Raw genomic sequence first — 20181 nt, forward strand, 5'->3', positions numbered from 1 at the left:
AGAATGAAGGTTCCTACACCACATTCACACAAGGAGAATCCACCATGAGCTACACACATCTTAGCATAATCGAGCGCAGCAAGCTAGAAATCCTCCACCAGCAGGGGAAAAGTGCTCGAGCCATTGCCAGTGAATTGGGCAGGCATCATGCCACCATTTGCCGAGAACTCCGTCGAAATGAAACGCAGAAGCCCTATTGTGCCGAGCGATCTCAGGAGAGCTATGTCCAGCGACGTAAGTCCTCCGTCCCAGCCGGAAAATGGACACCACAGCAGTCGGTCCTTATTGAAGAAAAGCTTCATGCCACGTGGTCTCCCGAGCAGATCGTAGAACGACTCCGTCAAGAGGGACACCCTGTGGTCTGCTTTAAAACCATCTATCGCTGGCTATATACAGGCCGTTTGGTGAAAGGAGTGCTTGCCGTCCTACGCCACAAAGGTAAACGGCAGAAGCCTGTAGAGACACGCGGCAAGTTCGCTGTGGGTAAGACCATCTCTCAGCGTCCGAAAGAGGTTCGTTCCCGTAAAACCTTCGGTCATTGGGAACTCGATACGGTCGTCTCGGGCCGTGGGAAAAGCAAGGGCTGCGTAGCTACATTCATCGAACGCAAGACCCGACTGTACACCGCCGTTCCCATGCCTGACCGTACAGCTTTGTCCATGGAAATTGCTTTTGGTGTAGTAGCCTCGCAGTACCCTGACGGTGCATTTCAAACCGCTACTGCAGATCGTGGCAAGGAATTCGCCTGTTACGCCAGCCTGGAAGAAGCTCATGGCCTACAGGTATATTTCGCAGATCCGTATTCTTCCTGGCAACGCGGCTCGAATGAGAATGCCAATGGCCTCTTGCGAGAGTTTTTTCCCAAGGGGACAGATTTTGCGCAAATCACGGATGAAGCCTTGGAGACTGCTCTGCGCTTGATCAACCATAGACCACGAAAATGCTTGGGTTGGAGAACCGCTCACGAATCCTTTTCAGAGGAACTGTCGCACTTAGCTTGACAATCCGTCTTATACATAAATCAAATTAAAGAGGGACGTGTTAACGTCCCTCCATCCAGTCAATCCATTGAATTGAATAAGCCTCTAATGGAAGAGTTGTAATAAACCAAACATGATAGGGTCAAGCCTATGCCTATCTTTCCTAGATGAAGTCAACAGCCCAATCTTTTTAGTTCATTGCACAATAAACTAATTTGACTAGACTTTGGAGGTGATCATTAATTATGTTTCGACATCATTGTTGGCAAAACAAAATGCATCGGAGAAAATTTAGAAGATGTACAGTTAAAAAAATCAAAGTTTTACCAAAGGTCATTGTTAAAGGGATTCAAGGTCCTCAAGGTCCTCAAGGGCCCCAAGGACCACAGGGGCTGCCAGGTCCACAGGGATTGCCAGGTCCACAAGGAGTTCCAGGTGCTCAAGGTCTTCAAGGAATTCCCGGACCTGCAGGGGCAGTAGGAGCAACAGGACCGGCAGGAGCAATAGGACCCGCAGGGCCAGCAGGAGCAACGGGGCCAGCAGGGCCTGCAGGCGCCGGGATATCAGACTTCTTAAGTGTTTTCAGAGCAGATCCTGGTACGGGGACTGACACAGTTCCGGGCAACTCACCAATTACCTTTACTGGGGTTTTAGCGAATGTTGGTGGTGCATTTACTTTCATTCCTCCATCTCCAACAATAACCATTAACGAGACGGGGAGCTACTTCATCTCATTTTCTATTCACAACCAGGGTGATGCGGCATTCAATCTCACTGTTAACGGAACTCCTATAACACCATTACCTTTCACAGGGAATGGTGGGGGACCTACCGCAGCTGAGGTTATCATAACCGTTACAACTGTTCCAACTACAATACAACTGGTAAATGCCAATGCAACTCCTGCCCAGTTGCACAATAATATTAATACAACGATGACAATATTAAAGTTGGCGCCTTAATATTGTTGCTTAGTAGTAACTTATTCAGTAAAAGGTTTAAGGTTTATGTCTTTTATCCGGTCAGTTTGTCTAATTTTTCAGAGAAGCCCTGAATGGGATAAAGCCAAAAGGATGTAGTTGGAGAGCAGCGGACGATGTGACTAAGGACATTGTCGCTGCTTTCTGTTCCTGAAAGTCGAAAGATAATTAGGCAGTTGGACGCCTTGATTGAAAGCGTTGACATGAATTTTAACTCTCTATATACTTAGCTTAGTTAAATGAAAATGAATAACATTAGGATTGTTACTGTTATGCAAAGCGCAGGCAAAACCTAAGGAACAAAATGTTAAGATCTCGGGATCTTATGTATTTTGTTATCTTAGGTTTTTTTGTTTATGGAGAGAGGGAGGTATTATGTTCACATCTGAGAGGAGCGACAAATTTGGAATATAAATATGAGCTGGTTCAGGCAGACCACCATTTTCCATTGAAAATTATAGTTCATTCTTCTAATGAACCAGCATACATACCTAGACATTGGCACGACAGTATCGAAATATCCTATGTACTTTCAGGAAGCATCGACAATATCTATATAGATGGCACGAATTACAGCTCTAAAAAAGGAGATATTGTGCTCATTAATTCGAATGCTATTCATTCCTTTTCTGTGGCTAAGGGCAATGGGAGAGAGGCTATAACCATTCTGATTCCTTCAGGATTTATTAGAGAAAATACGAAGGGCAGTAATCCTATTTTATTTGATTGCATATCCATTTTCGAAAGCAACGAGCAGCGATTACAGCATTTTAAGGAACTGCGTGATCTATTAAACACATTATTTGTAGCTTACCTCAACCAGCACAATGACCCTTTAGTACATATCCATTTAACGTCACTATCTTATAAACTGGTATACCTTTTATTAATGCATTTTAAAATGGACAACGAATCGGTCCCTGGCTTTAACACTAACAAATATTTGGAACGGCTGACGTTGATCACCGATTATATCAAAGAAAATTACGATCAGAGCCTATCCCTGGATTCCATAGCCCAGGTTTTTGGTTTGTCTCCCGAATATTTGTCCCGTTTTTTTGTAAAGCATGTAGGTATGACGCTGTTTCAATATATCAATGCCATCCGTCTGGAGAAATCTTTCCGTGCTCTTATGAATACGGATCATTCAATCCTACAAATTGCGCTGGAACACGGATTTCCGAACGAGAAGTCCTTTGTCAGGGTATTTAAAAAGGTGTATCAGGCGACACCGCATCAATATCGAAAAAAACACAAGGAGCGTCTGCAGCCAGGAGTCAGTAATTGACCTGAATTAGGCTAATAAAAGGCAGGATGTAAATAAAAAAATCGTTAAAATTATTTATGTAAGCGTTTTACTAATGGATCTGGGAGGTAAGTCATCTATGTTTAAACAGTTTAGAACGGTTGCTAAAACCACTATGTTATTTACTTTAGCTGTCAGTACGACCCTTGCTTTCAACTCTGGTGCATGGGCCAAGGAGCCCACCTCATACCGGACGGTTGCGGAGGTTAAGGATTGGGGAGCAACCATTACGAAGATCATTGTTAATCTGGGTAAGCCGATACCCAAAGATGCGATAACCAAGGAAACATTTAAGGTACATGTGGAAAGAAGCGACAATAGGTTGGTAAATTCCTTTATTGAAAAAGGCAACAGAAAGGTCACCAAGGCCTATGTATCGGACAAAAGCGGCAACCCTGTAAAGAAAACAGGAAGCTACGTTGTGCTGGAAATGGAAATCGGCCCGGCCTTAACATTGGGCTCCGCTATTCATTATGATACAGGTTCCGGCTTTAACGGATGGAATGATAACCAATACACAATCACGCAGCAAAAGGCTATTAAAACCCAATCAGGAACGATTTCCGGCTTGAAAATTGACACCTCCTCAGGTGAAATTCGGAAGCTTGTTGATCAATTTACAACTGGCAAAGCGACTTTTGATGGGGTTACTTTAACCTATGCGGACTATGCACCAGCAAAAGACAAAGTGAAAAACCCTTTGGTGATCTGGCTGCACGGGATGGGAGAGGGAGGTACAGATCCGACGATTCCAATTTCGGGTAATAAAGCAGCGAATTTTGCCTCTAAGGATATTCAATCTTATTTTGGCGGAGCTTATGTGCTGGCACCGCAGACCCCAACCTACTGGATGGATGGTTTTACAGGCTTTGGTGACGGAACCTCAAAGTACGAGCAAGCCCTGATGTCCTTAATTAAGGAGTACGTGGCCAAGAACAAAGACATTGATACAGACCGAATCTACATTGGCGGAGACTCCAACGGCGGATACATGACGATGCTGCTGATCCGTGATTATAAAGACTATTTTGCAGCAGCTGTGGTGGCGTGTGAAGCCTTGAAGGATAGCCTTATCACCGATGAACAAATTAACGATATGAAGGATCTTCCGATCTGGTTTGTGGCTGCCAAAACCGATACCGTGGTTCCACCCAACGATTATATGATTCCGACCTACAATCGTTTAGTGAATGCCGGAGCAAAGGATGTCCATATGTCGTTATTTGATAACGTAGTGGATACTTCTGGTTTGTACAAGAAAAGCGACAAAACACCGTATGAATACAATGGCCACTGGTCCTGGATTTACGTGTATAACAACGAAGTATCGAAGGTGATTAACGGAAAGAAAACAACGATGATGCAATGGCTGGCCTCCAAAACATTGGACTGAAAAGTATAGAGAGGCCTCCTGCATATTTTAGCTAATCTTGTTGTTCTTGTTTCTTTCACTTATTGACCTCAATTAGCCCGTCTGGCTTTTCTCGATTAGAGAGTAACTCAGATACAGTGACGAAGGAATAACCTCTTTTCTTGAGCTCAGGGAGAATAATCTTCAGGGCTTCAACGGTTTGTGTACTATGATGTACAAAATCGTGCATGAGGACAATGTCGCCGTTACGGGCGTTGCGGAGCACCTTATTAGCAATACGGTGTACGCCCGGCTTTCGCCAATCTAGGGTGTCCTGATGCCAGGACCATAAAATAATTTTCAGCCCCTTTTCCTTGGCTAGCTTGACGAGTGAATCGTTATAAGAGCCTCCTGGTGGTCTAAACAGATGGGTCCCCGCACCAGTTGCCTGAACGATACTCGCCTGACCTTGATCCAGTTCGGACAGAGCTTTGTTGCGAGAGATATGCTGAAAGGATGAATGAAGGAAGGTATGATTGCCAATTTCGTGGCCTTCCTCTCGTTCCCGTTTTACAAGGTGCGGCAGCTTTTCTACACGGCTGCCGACAACAAAAAAGGTCGCTTTCGCATCGTATTTTCGAAGTAAATCGAGAATGGCAGGTGTATTGCTAACGTCCGGTCCGTCATCGAATGTGAGAGCGATGAGCTTACGATGGGTAGGAACTTCCCATACAATGTCGCCCCGTTCCTCGTAATAGGCTCTTCCCTTTGCAGGAGCGGGGGAGGCGTATGAGGTGTTTTGTTCATTAGATAGAATGGGACAAGGACTGACCCACAGCAAAGAAACAGCGATTCCAGCACATAGCAAACGGTTATATTTCATCAGGCTTCTTCTCCGTTCTAATGTATTCTCACATTAGCTTGCCTAGAAGAAGCGTGCACCATTCCTCATTTCTGAAAATTATATTTGGTTATTCTGTTTAATTGTAAAGAAGCTGCTGATACAATCGATTTAAGTTGAATCAATATGGTATTTGTAATTAACGAAAGCAAATTAAAATTTTTTGTTTAGTTGCTCTTTTAGTATTTCTATATGCTTACTGAGCAGTTCTATTTTTCTTTGAAATAATTTATTGGTTTTTCTTATTTTAAAGAGGTAGATCATTGCACATGAACATATAAAAATATGGATAAAGCAGAACCAGTAGATTATGGTTACAGATATAGTCCAGGTACCTATCAGAATCCTCTCCTTTATTTCGATTTTATTAGGTGTGTTGTTTCTGCCAAAATCTCATCCAATTGATGCAATGCTTTGTTATTTTTAAAAGTGCAAATAATAAAAATAAGAGCAAAAATGAAGAGAAGTAACTCACTTCCTAAGAGAAAAACTAAAGACATTTCATGAAGAAATAATTCATCAAACATAGAATATACCTCCAATTTAATTTAGTTGTGGATCAACCTAAACAGACTGACTCAAGACCAGCTCGTGCAACCTTGTCATTTACTTGGGTTAAAGTAAATGGTTACTTTAGTTCTACAAACAAATTATTTTTATATGTTAACAACAGTTCAGCAACCTCACAATTACAAACATATTAATTATAATAGGTGTTTAACGTAAACATTTCATATACAAGATAGATAAAAAGGCTCTCTCCTAGTTAAATAAACTAGAGGAAGCCTTTTTAGGATTTGACAAGTGAGTTTAGTATAGGAAGCGTCTGAGGCAAAAGATAGTATAGTACATAGCAAGATATGATTGCTGAATTATAGCAGGGCTAGCTTGCTTGTTGATAACATCCTGTGCCCATGTTAAGTTGTACATATCTTGGAAGTCAACGGGATAAGTCGCAAAAGCTGATTTGAGGTCATGGAGCTGCGACTCATTCCTGAACTTCGAACAGGAGATGAGATGGGATGACAACAGATGAAAAAGAGATGCGAGCCATTAGTCTGACGTTAGAAGCTGGCGAACACATCCGATCTTGCATTAGGTGTACGTATGATTGGCAGCAAAACTCCGAGAAGATATCGCTTTGTGGAATGCTGGCAGTAACGTCCCAACGAATCATCTTCTATTCCTGCACTATGGATCATCCTTGGGTCAAGTTCATTAATTATCACCATATTTCGCTGGCTAAGCTGGAAAAGGATTTGTCGGATACTAGGGGGAACGTCCTGCTGATCCATCGGGGGGAGAATGAGGTGTTCTGCCTCCTTCCCAATGGAGAGCGTATCGATCGTTTTGTAGCCGTACTAGAGCAGGAAGCAGGCATCTCCTGTAAGAACCAATAATTATGGAACACAAATAACTAAAACCTCCAACTTCGTAATGTGCCAACATTAGGCTGCTTACGGATTTGGAGGTTTTTTGTCTTTAGTTAAACAGATGGCATGGATTAAGCGCTAGCTCAACAGGACTATAACCAACAAATTAAATAGCACCAGCGGCAGAATGACATTGTTGTAGGCATAGGAACGATAAGGGGTAGGAGTGCCTGGGGAAGGTGAATGATACTGCTGAGGGACTCTCAGATACAGATGATCCGCATCCATATGCACAATCGTTCCTTCATACACATGATGATCCATCGTTTGTACCCTGACTGTACGATTCATGTAGGGGCCCATTTGATGATGTATTTGATCGCGGACTTTCTTGATTTCTTGTTGAAATTCAGGTCTAGCCTGGTATAAAGTTCTCGGACTGACGGTGTTGTACGGCATTCGCCTCTGACCTCCATACTCATAATAATGATATATCGTATGCAGAAGCCTGTGCCCTTGTGCAGGTACCTAGTAAGATAGGTTTTACAAAGAGTCAAAACATTAACATTTTACTCCAGTCCACTTGATGTTCCCTTTACACCAAAACGATACACTTACTGAGGTTGGTTTGAAAAGAAAGGGGCGTTCCGTTTTGGGTGAACTTAACAAATCTTTGGGACTGGGGACGAGGAGCCAGCAACGGACATCGTCTAAAGCTCGCATACGCACGGGTTCGCTAAAAATTCAAAGATTGCGCGAAAACGCGCTGGCGTATACCTTTTTGGCTCCATCGCTTATTTTGTTTGCTGTATTTATGTTTTACCCGATGATAAAGTCCGTATATCTCAGCTTACATTCTACAGATCCTGCAGGAAATGTTGCAAATTATGTGGGGCTAGATAACTTTGCTATGCTGTTCAGTTCAGGTCAATTTCTGCAAGGGATTAAAGTCACGCTGCTTTTTGCGGTATTAACGGTACCTGTAGGCATTTTACTGGCGCTAGTACTCGCGGCAATTACACACAGTAAATTACGTGGAATGCGCATCTTTCAATTTGCATTTTCGTTGCCTATGGTATTGTCGGTAGGTTCATCAGCGGTCATTTGGAAATTTCTTTTCCATCCCACACTGGGGATGTTCAACTATGTGCTTTCCCTGTTACATATCAATCCGGTTCCGTGGTTGACCAGCCCGGACTGGGCGCTGTTCTCCGTAGCCATCATGACCATCTGGATGAATCTTGGCTTCAATTACATAATCTTATCGAGCGGACTTCAAGGGATTCCGGATGACATGTACGAAAGTGCCAAAATGGACGGAGCTGGACCGTTGGTCACGTTTTGGCGTATCTCGATGCCACTGCTATCACCGACGATCTTTTTTGTGACCGTAGTTTCCATCATTGGTGCCTTCCAGTCTTTTGCTCAAATTAATATTTTGACCAAAGGTGGTCCCGTGAACAGTACGAATGTATTCGTATATTCCATTTATCAGGAAGCTTTCGTTAATTTCCGGTTCGGAACAGGAAGTGCGCAGGCCATTGTCTTGTTTGCCGTCATTTTGCTGCTTACGATGATTCAGTTTAAATGGGTGGAAAGAAAGGTGCATTATCAATGAAACAACACCTGAATTCAACATTACTGTATGTGCTGCTTACGATTGCAGCCGCTCTGATTTTGTATCCGGTGATTTATACATTTTTTATGGCGGTCATGCCACCAGAGGAAGCAAGTGCTTACCCACCAAGCTTTTTCCCGCATTCCTTTCATATGGCCAATTTTAGTGAAGTGTTTGAAATCGTTCCGATTGCAGCTTTTATCGGCAATACCTTTCTCATTTCGGGTCTGACAATGATTGGACAACTGATTACAGCCAGCCTAGCGGCCTATGCCTTCGCCAAAATGGAATTCAAGGGGAAAAACTTCATTTTTAGCATGTTTGTCGCCACGATGATGATCCCTTGGGAAGTTACCATTATTCCCAACTATCTGACGGTACGAAGCTGGAACTGGCTTGATACATATCAAGGGTTGACGGTTCCTTTTCTGGCGACGGCATTCGGTACATTCCTGTTAAGGCAATTTTTTCTCCAGCTTCCCAAGGAACTGTTCGAGGCTGCTCGTATGGATGGGTGCGGACATATCCGATATTTCCTGTTTCATGTGCTCCCGTTATCGCGCCCTGCGCTCGGTACACTGGCTGTGTATTCATTTCTGAACATGTACAATTCATATCTCTGGCCTTTGCTGGTCACGAATAGCGAGAATATGCGTACTGTACAGATCGGTATATCCATGCTCGAATTTCAGGAATCGACTTCATGGAATCTCGTGTTTGCGGGTACGGCACTTGTCATTTTACCGTCTCTGCTCCTGCTGATCTTTGGACTCAAACAGCTGGTGCGTGGAATGGCAGCAGGTGCGCTTAAAGGCTAATTATAGATGCAAAAGAACAGCAACACCTGCGTAAGCAGCCTATATACAAAGCTTTAACTCACAAGAGGTACGAACATTTCATTCAAGAATCATTTAATCAAAGGGAGAGAAGAGAGATTATGAGATTTTTTCGTTTGAAAAGTGCTTTGACCCTGCTTATTCTGACTGCTATGGTGGTTGCAGCAGGTTGTAGCAACAATACAGCGGCGGAGAAGCCGAGTAATGGTAATGATACGGGGACTGCAGCGGCTTCACCTATAAAGCTGACTTGGTGGCATTCAATGTCCGGCAACGGTGAAAAAGCAATCAAGCAAATTGCTGCTGACTTTAACGCTAGTCATAAGGACATTCAGGTAGAGCCAGTATATCAAGGCAAATACGATGATAGCTTGAATAAACTGAAAGCGTCACTGGGTTCTAATAGTGGACCGGACATCATTCAAGTATACGAAATCGGCAGTAAATTCATGATCGATTCCAAAATGATCACACCTGTGCAACAATTTATTGATGCAGATAAGTTCGATTTGTCACAGCTTGAACCGAATATTACACGATACTACACGATTGATGGTAAATTGAACGCCATGCCGTTCAATACGTCAAACCCGATTTTATATTACAACAAAGATGCTTTCAAAGCCGCAGGACTTGATCCAGTTAATCCTCCGAAAACGTATGATGAATTCGAAAAAGCCGCCAAAGCCTTGAGCAAGAATGGTAAATCCGGTGCATCCATTGCCATCTACGGCTGGTTTATGGAGCAACTGTTCGCCAATCAAAACGCGGACTATGTGAATAATGGCAACGGACGCGAGCAAGCAGCTACGGAATCTTTGCTGAATTCGGATGCTGGTGTAAAAACGCTGACATGGTGGAAGAAAATGATCGATGAAAAGGTCGTATCCAATCTGGGACGTAACTCGGACGACACGGCGAAAGCTTTTTCCGCAGGACAAATTGCGATGACACTGGATTCCACCGCTTCGCTGCGTAATATTGTGGAGCAGGTTGGCGATAAATTCGAAGTAGGCACAGGATTCCTGCCAAGAGCCAATGAAGCAAAAGAAGGCGGCGTGGTTGTAGGCGGCGCGAGCTTATACATCATGAACAACAAGCCTGAGGCCCAGCAAAAGGCAGCATGGGAGTTCATTAAATTCGTCGCTTCCCCAGCAGTACAGGCACAATGGAGTGTGAACACCGGGTACTTCCCGATTACGAAAGCAGCTTATGACGAGAAGGTACTCAAAGATAACATGGTAAAATATCCGCAATTCAAGACAGCCGTTGACCAGCTGCACGCATCAGCACAATCCACCGCTACACAAGGCGCAGTGATGGGTGTATTCCCAGAAGCGCGTCAAATCGTTGAAGGTGCGATCGAAGCTGTTCTGAGTGGTCAACAGCAGCCAAAACAGGCCTTGGACCAAGCTGCACAAGAAATTACAGGCAAAATTGCGCAATACAATCAAACGGTGAAAAAATAGTCAGCCCTCCCCTAAAATCAGCTGATAATTCGTAAATGTGCCCCCTTATTAGCTGATTTTATGAAATAACGGATCGAATGAGTGACCCCCTCACTTATTCGATCCGTTTTTGCATTTTTATTTTAGAATAGTCGTTTAGACGAAGTGTCTAAAATAGTCAATTTTACACATTTCCTATTGCTGGATAACTGAATATGGGCTTATAATAAATACATAATTTTTGCACTGGACGGTCAGTTCAAAAAAGGAGGAAGCATGAAACAGCAGACAAAGGAAATTATTTTTAACGGCGCACTCAAAGCTTTTTCCGAACGAGGTTTTAACGAAACAAATATGGAGGAAATCGCTAAGGTATGTGGCATAGCCAAAGGAACCCTATACTACAATTTTAAAAACAAGCAAGAATTGTATATTTACATTTTGAAGATGGGGATGGAGCGTTTTGTCCACGATATCCATGAAGCGATGGCTCAGATTCCCATGGATCAGGTGGAAGTCAGGGTTCGCAAGCTGATCCAGGTACATATTGAGTTTATCGGGAGAGAGCCGGACTTTTGTCGTCTATTGGTCAGTAAGGGATGGGTCTCACAGGAACAGCATTTTAATATTAGGCAGGTGCTGTCAGACTATTTTGATTTTATGGAGGCAGAGATTGATTCCGGCAAGTCCTATGGGAAAATTTCAAGTAAGCTGGATGCAAAAACGACTGCAAATTGTTTATTCGGCATTTACATTTTTACTCCAATGCGGTCGATGGTATGGGGCGAAACGATGAATCCACAGGAAGTTCGCGAAAGTATCGAGGTATTTGTATGTAACGCGCTGGGGATGCAACATTAAATAGACAGGTGGAGTGATGAGAACATGAAAGCTAAAAAATATGCGATTTACATCGTACTTATTGTTTTAATTGCTGTAGGAATCTATGCTTTGACTGCATTCCCACGAGGGAGCGCCAGCTTATCTGCAGATGAGTCTTCTTCTATTCCTACGGCTTATGTAGAATCGGATACGCTCAACGCCAGTTTTAAGATGGCAGGACGTATTGATCAGATGCTGGTGAAAGAGGGCGACAAGGTAAAAAAAGGGCAGGTGATCGCCCATTTGGAAAGCCGTGAGCTGGAAGATAAGGTGAAGCAAGCACAGGCTGCATTGCTGGCAGCCAAAAGCAATGTGTCCAAAGCGAAAGCCAGCGTATTGCAGGCTCAAGCAGGGGTAGGTCAGGCACAGGCTACTGTGAGTGCCGCTCAGGCCAAGAAGAGCCAGGGGGCGACAGCAGTCACTGTGACCGCTGAGGCTTCCTCCAGCCAGATTGAACAGGCCATAGCAGCTTCTAACGCCGCCAAAGCAAAACTGGATGCCCTCAAGAGCGGGGCAAGACCGCAGGAGCTTGAGCAATTGCAAGCATCTGTGAAGGTGGCCAAGGAAACGCTAGACCTGACTGTTAAAAATCTGGAGCGTGCCAAAAAGCTTCAAGAAGCCGGTGCAGCAACCCAGGCATCATTGGATCAAGCGACATTGGAACATCAACAGGCAGTGGCCAAGTATAATGCAGAGTCGCAAAAATTGGATATGGCACGCGAGGGAAGCCGCAAGGAGGAAATTACAGCGGCTGAAGCTCAATACCGTCAAGCCTTGGCTGCCGTGAAAGAAGCACAGGCAGGAGCAGGCAAGGTTGCAGTGCAACAGGAAGATGTCAAAGCTGCTCAGGCTTCGGTAGAGCAAGCGCAGTCCGCTGTGAAGGCGGCGCAATCGACGGTAGAACAGGCACAATCTGCGGTTGAAGGTGCCAATGCACAGGTAGCCCAAGCGCAAGCTGCACTACAGGAGGCTCAGACCTATTTGAGCTATACTACGCTACGTGCGCCTGAGGATGGGATCGTCAAATCCAAGTCGCTTAGCTTGGGTGAGATGGCTAGCGCAGGATTCCCGGTCTATACCATTGAAACATCTACACAGCGTTGGGCTAAATTTTATGTACCGGAAACGTCTCTGCACGGCCTTCAAGCAGGGGATACAGTCCAAGTTAAATTACTGTCAGGTGGCAAGGAGTTGAAAGGCAAAGTCATTCTGTTAGAATCGGCTGCGGACTTTGCTATTCAAAAACCGAGCCAAAGCTCTGGTGATAAGGATGTCCGTTCCTTTGGTGTGAAGGTTGCATTGCCGGATCTTGCCGCTTCGGTTCCAACAGGCTCCACGGTTCTGTTTACAGGCAAAGGGGCGCAGTAATATGCAGGATTCACAAGAAAGACTTCGTATCCGCGATGTGTTTCGCGAGGAATGGCTGAGTATCTTCCGCGACCGCCGCTTTATGGCTATTCTGCTGATTACACCAATAGTGTATACGATACTGTTCGGCTTCCTGTATTCGCATCAGCGGATTACCGAGATGCCTGTCACAGTGTATGACGGCGATAATTCGCAGCTTAGTCGCCAAATTATTCAGGCGTTCGATGCGACCGATTCATTTGCCGTTACACGGCAAGTGACCAATCAGGATGATGTAGTTCGCCAGGTGGAGACTGGGGAAGCTAAGGTCGGAATTGTCATTCCCGACAATTTTACCACTCGGCTTAAGCATGGAGAAAATCCACCTGTGCTTACGCTGATTGACGGCAGTAATATGATGTATTCCAATAGTGCCAGTCGAATAGCCAATCAGGTCATTAGTAGCGTGAGTGCTGGAGTATCGCTCAATTCCATGAAGCAAAAGGGGATGAACGCCGAACAGGCTGCCTCGGCGCTGACTACCATCCCGTTCCGCTCCAGGGTGCTATTTAACCCGGTATATGATTATAAGCTATTTATGCCGTTGGGGGTTATTTCTGCGGCTCTCCAACAGTGTTTGCTGCTTGGTATTGCGTTGTCCTGCACGCGTGATAAGGAAGCAGGGACTTGGGGAAGATTTGGCGCATGGAAAAACACTCCTTGGCGCTTGGCCATTGCCAAGCTGGCACCCTATTATGCGGCAGGGGCTTTCAATGTGCTGACTGTATTCAGTATCAGTGCCCTATGCTTCGATATTCCGTTTAGGGGACAGGTACTGCCATTGATTTTGGTGTCGCTGGTCTTTAACTTTGCCTTGTGCGGATTAGGGTTCCTGTTCAGTCTTTTTTCCAAGACCAGAGTAGACGCAACTCAAACTTTGATGCTCATTGCTGTTCCTTCCTTTATGCTGTCAGGCTATACGTGGCCATTGGAAGCAATGCCCGGCTTCTTGCGGAGGCTTGCTGAGATATTGCCGCTGACGTATTATCTGGATGCTGTACGGAACATTACGCTCAAGGGACTGGATATCACATACATCTTTAAAGATATGATCGCTCTAGGTGTCATTGGTTGTGTGAGTCTACTGGTGGCCTTCGTGATCTATCCGTTATTCTTTAGACAGCATCAAACGACAGCGCAGCAAGCCGAAATGCCTGTACAAAAAGGGTTCACACTTAAAGGTTGAGAGCAAATTTAAATATGGATATTCAAAAGGCAGATCGGGAGTAATCCTGATCTGCCTTTTACTTATTAGTATGGTATAAATAGCGAAAGAAGCCGGAGCCGTTTAGGCTCCGTTATCCTGCAATTCAGTAATGGATTTAACGTTCATATAAGCTGGAACAACCAACCCGGTTTTAACACCAGTCATATTCGCACCCAGATCGTCGAGCTTATCTTTGTATTTAGCCCAGTAATCCGCATGTGTTAACGGCAGCCATGCAGCTGGGGAGGCGTCTATATCACCACTAGCGACACCCGTCCACATAGGACCTGCTTCAACTTGCAGTGCGGTTACTTTGTAACCCAGTTTGTTTTCCATTATATATTTCAGCAAATTAGTACTTGCAATTTCCGAATCCCAAGCTACATAGCTTAGCTTAAAGGTGTCACCGTTGACAGGTTGCAGACCCTGAGTCCATTCCTTTACCTTGTCGGCATGTTTCTCTGCCCAATCTTTGGCAGCTTGTTCTGGACTGGTTCCGGCCTGGATGGCAACCATCATTTCACCCATATCTTCGGACGTCCATTTGAAACGTTTTAGAAACTCATAAGCAATGGGAGCATCCTGCTGCAATCCTTTGCGGGCAATCGTATGGATACCCTCAGCTTCACCATAAGACTTCTTAGGGTCTTCCAAATATTTGAGATCATATTTGTTGAACATCCAGTGAGGAGTCCAGCCTGTAATAATGATCGGTTTTTTCGCCTTGATGGCTTTGTCCAGCGTGGCCGTCATGGCTGCACCGGAACCCTCGACTAGCTTCCAATCAGACAAGTTGTAGTCTTGAATGGCTTTAGCCGTTGACTTCATAATGCCAGCCCCGGGATCAATACCGATAATTTTATAACCAACCTCTGTGCCAACCGTATTGGCAGGTGCACTGCCTTTGCCAGCAGCGGAATGATCTGTTCCAACAAAGTATTGAGATGCGCCAGCGATCAAAATGACTGCTGTAACTGCTGAGGTGATCCATACTTTTTGCTTGCTGGATACACGACTTTTGCCTTTCTTCGTCGGCTTAAACAGGTTTTGCGTAAAGCGGTCAAGCACAATAGCCAGAACGACGACAGCCAAGCCAGCTTCAAAACCTTTACCGATTTGTAGCTGAGTTACAGCACGATACACAACTGCACCGATACCTTCCGCACCGATCATGGAGGCAATAACAACCATGGACAGTGACAGCATAATCGTCTGATTAATACCAGCCATTAAGGTAGGCAATGCCAGTGGCAACTGTACTTTAAACAGCTTTTGCGCCGATGTTGAACCAAATGCATCAGAGGCTTCAACCAGCTCATCCGATACTTGCATAATCCCCAAGTTGGTCATGCGAATGGTTGGGGGGATCGCAAAAATAACTGATGCGATCACACCCGGTACAACACCCAGGCTGAAAAAGGTAACCGCCGGGAGCAAGTACACGAACGCAGGCATCGTCTGCATAAAATCAAGTAAAGGCGTGATAATACGTGATGCTGATTTACTGTATGCACACCAGATTCCGATCGGAATCCCGATAACAATGGATACGAGCGCAGACGTGATGACCAGTCCGAGCGTATTCATCGTTTCACTCCAATAGCCGAGATTATCAATCAGCAGGAAGCCGATGACAGTAAACAGTGTAAGCTGTACCCGCCCAATCATAAAGGCGATAATCCCGATGATCACGATGAACACCAGAGGGTGCGGAAGCATAAACAAGCCAGAGAAGAAGCCAACTACGGCTTCAATAACCGAAGAAATAACATTAAACAATCCAGCCAGATGAATACCCATCCAGTCTACAATGGATTGAATCCACTCAGCGATTGGCAGTTTCGGTATCATGGGCATTCACCTCCTTTGTAGTAGGTACATCTCCACTTAGTGCACCTAGTAGAGCTCCACGGACGATAACGCCCAGCAACTTCTGCTTGTCATCGACGACAGCCAGTGGCACCTTGGACGAGCTTGTAATTTCAAAGAGATCATTAATGACCGTTTCAGCGGTCACCTGCGGGCCGTCCGTGATCAAAATATCTTCAATCTTCAAATTGTTGCGCAGTGCATGAACAGCATCCTCGGCATTAATTACACCCAGAAGCTTTTTGGTGCGGTCAATGACGAAGAGATTGGAAATCCCACGCTCCCGCATCAATTCCAGAGCTACACGCGGACCACGGTCCATCGTGATGGTTTCTGGACGAAGCATGACATGAGCAGCCGTCAAAACCTTGGACAGATCCACATCCTCGACGAAGCGGGCTACATAAGAGTTAGCTGGTTGGATCATAATTTCTTCCGGTGTACCAATTTGTACGACTACTCCGTCCCGCATCAAGGCAATCCGGTCACCAATCCGCAGCGCTTCATCCAGGTCATGGGTGATAAAGACAATCGTTTTTTTCATTTTATCTTGGAGCTCCAGCAACTCATCTTGCATGTCACGACGAATGAGAGGGTCCAATGCGCTGAATGCTTCATCCATCAGGAGAACTTCAGGGTCATTCGCCAGTGCCCGTGCAAGGCCGACACGCTGCTGCATACCGCCACTCAACTCATCGGGCATTTTATCGCCCCAGTTTTTAAGACCAACCAGTTCCAATGCTTGTTGTGCCTTTTCCTGGCGCTGTGCTTTATCTACCTTTTGAATTTCAAGACCATATTCTACATTTTCCAATACAGTCCGATGTGGGAACAGGGCGAACTTTTGAAAAACCATGCTGATGGTTTTACGACGAACTTCGCGGAGCTGTTCTTTGTTCATCTTACGAAGATCTTTGCCGTGGACCAGAATCTCACCGGAGGTAGGCTCAATCAAGCGATTTAGCATTCGCACCAAAGTGGACTTGCCGCTACCTGATAACCCCATAATTACGAAAATTTCACCTTGCTTAATTTCCATGTTGGCCCGATTCACACCAACAGTAATCTGTTTTTCTTTGGCCAGCTTTTCTTTGCCCCAGCCTTGCTCCAGGAGCGGAACACCTTGCTCTGCGTGAGGACCAAAGAGTTTGCTGACATTTTTGACTTCCAAAATCGTCATACATACACCTCTTCTTTCTATACTTTGCTTGGTATTAACCCCATATTGCATGATGGATTGAGTATAAAAATCATAATTCTGTACATCCTGAACGGTTAATGACAAAAATAATTGTAACAGAAGCATTGCTTACATTTCAAATAAAAAAACTGTTCATAAAGTACGTACAGAAAAAACTGTACAAACTTTCCTTCAATATGCTCCCTCGTTCTTTAGAATGCTCAAACATTCGAAACTTTACAACCGATAGTGCTTTTTTTAAAATAGACAATGAAATATGACCATAAGAAAAAGATCTATGTATATCCATAATTTTAAAAGTTTACTATCATTAGCAATTTTGCGAATTATGATTTTGAACGATCATGCTGTTGTAATATAGACAGAAGCTTTGCTTTTGAAACATTTCATTGATTATTGAAAGATTTCATATATTGCGTCAAAGCTAATCCTTAACGGGTAAGTCGTTCATACTAGGTTGTGCAAAATGCTCTAAAATTAGGAGGTTGCAAGCATGAGCTTGTACCAGTTAGGTGATGAGCAGCAGGCTTCGCTGCAAAAAATTCGCAAACGTGTCATAGAAGCTATAGGTAAAAACATGGACCTATATGGAATCACTCTGTCTGCGGGACATTTGTACGGTTTGCTTTTTTTTGCGGATAAACCGATGACGCTGGACGAGATGGGCCGTGAAATGGAAATGAGCAAAACGAGCATGAGTACAGGAGTTCGAACGTTGTTGGACCTGAAAATGGTGAACAAGGTATGGAGCAAAGGCTCACGCAAGGATTTGTATGAGGTCGAGTATGACTGGTATCAAACATTTACTGACTTCTTCGCTATTAAATGGAGAAAAGCAGTAGAAACAAATTTATTGGTACTTCGCAAAGCCATCGATGAACTGGACAAATTGATGGCGCAGGGTGAGGAATACGAGGAATTCAAGGCGATTCTTCAGCAAGACCGTTTGAAAATGAAGCAGGCTGTTGCTTATTACAAGTGGCTGGACCGATTGATTGATTCGATGGAAAGCGAAGAAATTTACAAGCTGATTCCGAAAGAAGAGGTTCGGGATTAATCACGAACCGACTGACCTGTCTACAAAATGCCGGAGCGCAAAAGCGCTTCCGGTATTTTTTGGTTTGGCCCTGCGCAGAGGGTATAATAGAGATATGTAAAGAGTGATATTCTACCGTTCTGTTGAACATATGAGATAAAGGAGGGTTCATGATGGAAAGTAGTATAGTACATACTCGTTTAGGTCAATTACGTGGGGAAACGAGGAATGGGTATCATGTATGGAGAGGTATTCCATATGCACAGCCTCCTGTTGGCAAACTACGCTTTCACGGACCGCAGCCGTTGGAACCTTGGGAGGGTGTACGGGATGCGACGAGTTTCGGACCTATTTGTCCGCAACCCATGCCCTCCGCTGAAAGTATGACCGGAAATCTGGTGGAACCGCCAGAGCAGTCCGAGGATTGTTTGTACCTGAACATTTGGACACCTGCTTCAAAGGCTCCTGAGAAGGGACGCCCAGTGATGGTGTGGATCCATGGCGGTGCCTTTGTCACTGGATCTGGGATCATCCCTTTATATGACGGGGAGCGCATGGCGAAGAATGGCGATGTGGTTGTAGTTACGATCAATTATCGGTTAGGGCCGTTAGGATTTTTGCATTTAACTCCAAAGGGAAATGGGCTGACCTCAAATGCCGGCTTGCTGGATCAAATCGCTGCGCTGAAATGGGTTAGGGATCATATTTCTGCCTTTGGCGGCAACCCGGATGAAGTAACGGTGTTCGGTGAATCGGCAGGCGCGATGAGTATTGCCGCTTTATTGGCGATGCCAGCCGCTGAGGGGCTATTCCAGCGTGCAATTTTGCAGAGCGGGGCATCGCAGGTGTTGCCAACTGCACAGGCCGAGCAAGTGGCGGCTGTCTATTTACAGCAACTGGGTGTAGACACTCAGCATCCTGAGCGATTGTTTACGTTGCCGACAGATGCGTTGATGCTCGCTATGGCGAAAACGCATGAAGTCATCGGACCAGGGATGGCGATGATTTATCAACCCGTTGTAGATGGAGTCACCTTGCCGGATGTCCCACTGTCGGCAATTGCCCAAGGCTCTGCCAAACGGGTATCCGTTATGATTGGAACGAACTTGCATGAGGGGGATTATTTCATCCGTAAAGAATCCCATCTTATGAACAGGTCAACAGCATGTCAGGCATTGGAAATGATGACAGGCATGTCTGACATTGGCGACCTGATTGAAGCATTTCCAGTTACGATTAAGGGACAGGCACAAATGCTGACCGATTTCATTTTCTGGCGTCCTGCGTTGGCTCTTGCCGCTGCACAGTCGGAGTATGCCTCGGTATGGATGTATCGTTTTGATTGGACACTGCCGGGACATCCAACTTTCGGACAAGCGGTTCACGGTGCAGAGATTGCTTTTGTTTTCGACAATCTGGAGCTGCTGGGCAAGCTTGGATTAGAGATTCAGCCTTCGATGCAGAAGCTCGCTCATCATATGCAGCAGGCGTGGGTTGCTTTTGCACGTGCTGGGGAGCCCATGCTGCCTGAGAGGGTATGGCCGGAATATAACAGGCAACAGCGAGCCACAGCTATTTTTCATCAGGATATTATGGTGGAACATGATCCGGAAGGGGATAGACGCCGCCAGCTAACAGGGCAGATGAGCATATAGGTAAATACGAGACATGGTCGAAATGATTAACGAAAAAGCCTTCACCCGTATTTTGTATACGGATGAAGGCTTTTGTGAGTAAACAGATGTGGCACTCATTATGCTTGTTTGCATGAAACTTAAATCATGCA

At 45.0% G+C, this 20181-nt stretch carries 18 protein-coding genes; 13 read left to right on the plus strand and 5 right to left on the minus strand.

The window, feature by feature from the left end; translation table 11 throughout:
* Positions 1-44 precede the first annotated feature (44 nt).
* The 4 genes from FKV70_RS02020 (at position 45) to FKV70_RS02035 (ending at position 4659) form a co-directional block, all read left to right on the plus strand.
* Positions 45-1001, plus strand: a complete 957-nt coding sequence (locus tag FKV70_RS02020) for an IS30 family transposase (protein ID WP_142611679.1) — start codon at positions 45-47, stop codon at positions 999-1001.
* 224 nt (positions 1002-1225) lie between these two features.
* Positions 1226-1942, plus strand: a complete 717-nt coding sequence (locus FKV70_RS02025; protein WP_142611680.1) for a complement C1q domain-containing protein — start codon at positions 1226-1228, stop codon at positions 1940-1942.
* Positions 1943-2363: 421 nt separating this feature from the next.
* Entirely contained in the window at positions 2364-3248 is an 885-nt protein-coding gene (locus FKV70_RS02030; protein ID WP_142611681.1) for an AraC family transcriptional regulator, read from the plus strand.
* 97 nt (positions 3249-3345) lie between these two features.
* Complete coding sequence (locus FKV70_RS02035; RefSeq protein WP_142611682.1) at positions 3346-4659, plus strand: prolyl oligopeptidase family serine peptidase; 1314 nt, start codon at positions 3346-3348, stop codon at positions 4657-4659.
* 55 nt (positions 4660-4714) lie between these two features.
* On the opposite strand, the gene FKV70_RS02040 is transcribed toward FKV70_RS02035, so the two are convergent.
* Together FKV70_RS02040 and FKV70_RS26020 are read right to left on the minus strand one after the other, a co-directional pair.
* The gene (locus tag FKV70_RS02040) at positions 4715-5500 is read right to left on the minus strand and encodes a polysaccharide deacetylase family protein (protein ID WP_142611683.1); all 786 of its coding nucleotides are present in this window, start codon (positions 5498-5500) and stop codon (positions 4715-4717) included.
* Between the two features lie 371 nt (positions 5501-5871).
* A complete protein-coding gene (locus FKV70_RS26020) occupies positions 5872-6045 on the minus strand; it encodes a hypothetical protein (RefSeq protein ID WP_013369893.1) in 174 nt (57 codons plus the stop codon).
* 495 nt (positions 6046-6540) lie between these two features.
* Here FKV70_RS26020 and FKV70_RS02045 point away from each other — a divergent pair, with 495 nt between their 5' ends.
* Positions 6541-6918, plus strand: coding sequence for a hypothetical protein (locus FKV70_RS02045; protein WP_142611684.1), 378 nt, complete (start codon positions 6541-6543; stop codon positions 6916-6918).
* Between the two features lie 111 nt (positions 6919-7029).
* Here FKV70_RS02045 and FKV70_RS02050 read toward each other — a convergent pair whose 3' ends face one another.
* Complete coding sequence (locus FKV70_RS02050; protein WP_142611685.1) at positions 7030-7350, minus strand: hypothetical protein; 321 nt, start codon at positions 7348-7350, stop codon at positions 7030-7032.
* Between the two features lie 193 nt (positions 7351-7543).
* On the opposite strand from FKV70_RS02050, the gene FKV70_RS02055 reads away from it, so the two are divergent.
* The 6 genes from FKV70_RS02055 (at position 7544) to FKV70_RS02080 (ending at position 14268) form a co-directional block, all read left to right on the plus strand.
* The gene (locus FKV70_RS02055) at positions 7544-8509 is read left to right on the plus strand and encodes a carbohydrate ABC transporter permease (protein WP_142611686.1); all 966 of its coding nucleotides are present in this window, start codon (positions 7544-7546) and stop codon (positions 8507-8509) included.
* The gene (locus tag FKV70_RS02060) at positions 8506-9327 is read left to right on the plus strand and encodes a carbohydrate ABC transporter permease (protein WP_142611687.1); all 822 of its coding nucleotides are present in this window, start codon (positions 8506-8508) and stop codon (positions 9325-9327) included. The genes FKV70_RS02055 and FKV70_RS02060 overlap by 4 nt, the downstream gene beginning before the upstream one ends.
* Positions 9328-9446: 119 nt before the next feature.
* Positions 9447-10814 (plus strand): ABC transporter substrate-binding protein, encoded by a 1368-nt coding sequence (locus tag FKV70_RS02065; RefSeq protein WP_142611688.1) that lies wholly within the window; start codon positions 9447-9449, stop codon positions 10812-10814.
* Positions 10815-11069: 255 nt separating this feature from the next.
* Positions 11070-11654, plus strand: coding sequence for a TetR/AcrR family transcriptional regulator (locus tag FKV70_RS02070; protein WP_063207916.1), 585 nt, complete (start codon positions 11070-11072; stop codon positions 11652-11654).
* Between the two features lie 24 nt (positions 11655-11678).
* Positions 11679-13043, plus strand: a complete 1365-nt coding sequence (locus tag FKV70_RS02075) for an HlyD family secretion protein (protein WP_064795419.1) — start codon at positions 11679-11681, stop codon at positions 13041-13043.
* Position 13044: 1 nt separating this feature from the next.
* A complete protein-coding gene (locus tag FKV70_RS02080) occupies positions 13045-14268 on the plus strand; it encodes an ABC transporter permease (RefSeq protein WP_142611689.1) in 1224 nt (407 codons plus the stop codon).
* Positions 14269-14370: 102 nt separating this feature from the next.
* On the opposite strand, the gene FKV70_RS02085 is transcribed toward FKV70_RS02080, so the two are convergent.
* A complete protein-coding gene (locus tag FKV70_RS02085; protein ID WP_142611690.1) occupies positions 14371-16140 on the minus strand; it encodes a glycine betaine ABC transporter substrate-binding protein in 1770 nt (589 codons plus the stop codon).
* A complete protein-coding gene (locus FKV70_RS02090; protein ID WP_142611691.1) occupies positions 16115-17338 on the minus strand; it encodes a quaternary amine ABC transporter ATP-binding protein in 1224 nt (407 codons plus the stop codon). Before FKV70_RS02090 ends, FKV70_RS02085 begins: the two co-directional genes overlap by 26 nt.
* Before the next feature lie 514 nt (positions 17339-17852).
* Here FKV70_RS02090 and FKV70_RS02095 point away from each other — a divergent pair.
* Positions 17853-18416, plus strand: coding sequence for a GbsR/MarR family transcriptional regulator (locus FKV70_RS02095; protein WP_063207928.1), 564 nt, complete (start codon positions 17853-17855; stop codon positions 18414-18416).
* A gap of 152 nt (positions 18417-18568) precedes the next feature.
* The gene (locus tag FKV70_RS02100) at positions 18569-20050 is read left to right on the plus strand and encodes a carboxylesterase/lipase family protein (protein ID WP_142611692.1); all 1482 of its coding nucleotides are present in this window, start codon (positions 18569-18571) and stop codon (positions 20048-20050) included.
* The last annotated feature ends 131 nt before the right edge of the window (positions 20051-20181 follow it).

The sequence above is a fragment of the Paenibacillus ottowii genome (assembly GCF_006874425.1).
Classification (GTDB): Bacteria; Bacillota; Bacilli; order Paenibacillales; family Paenibacillaceae; genus Paenibacillus; species Paenibacillus ottowii.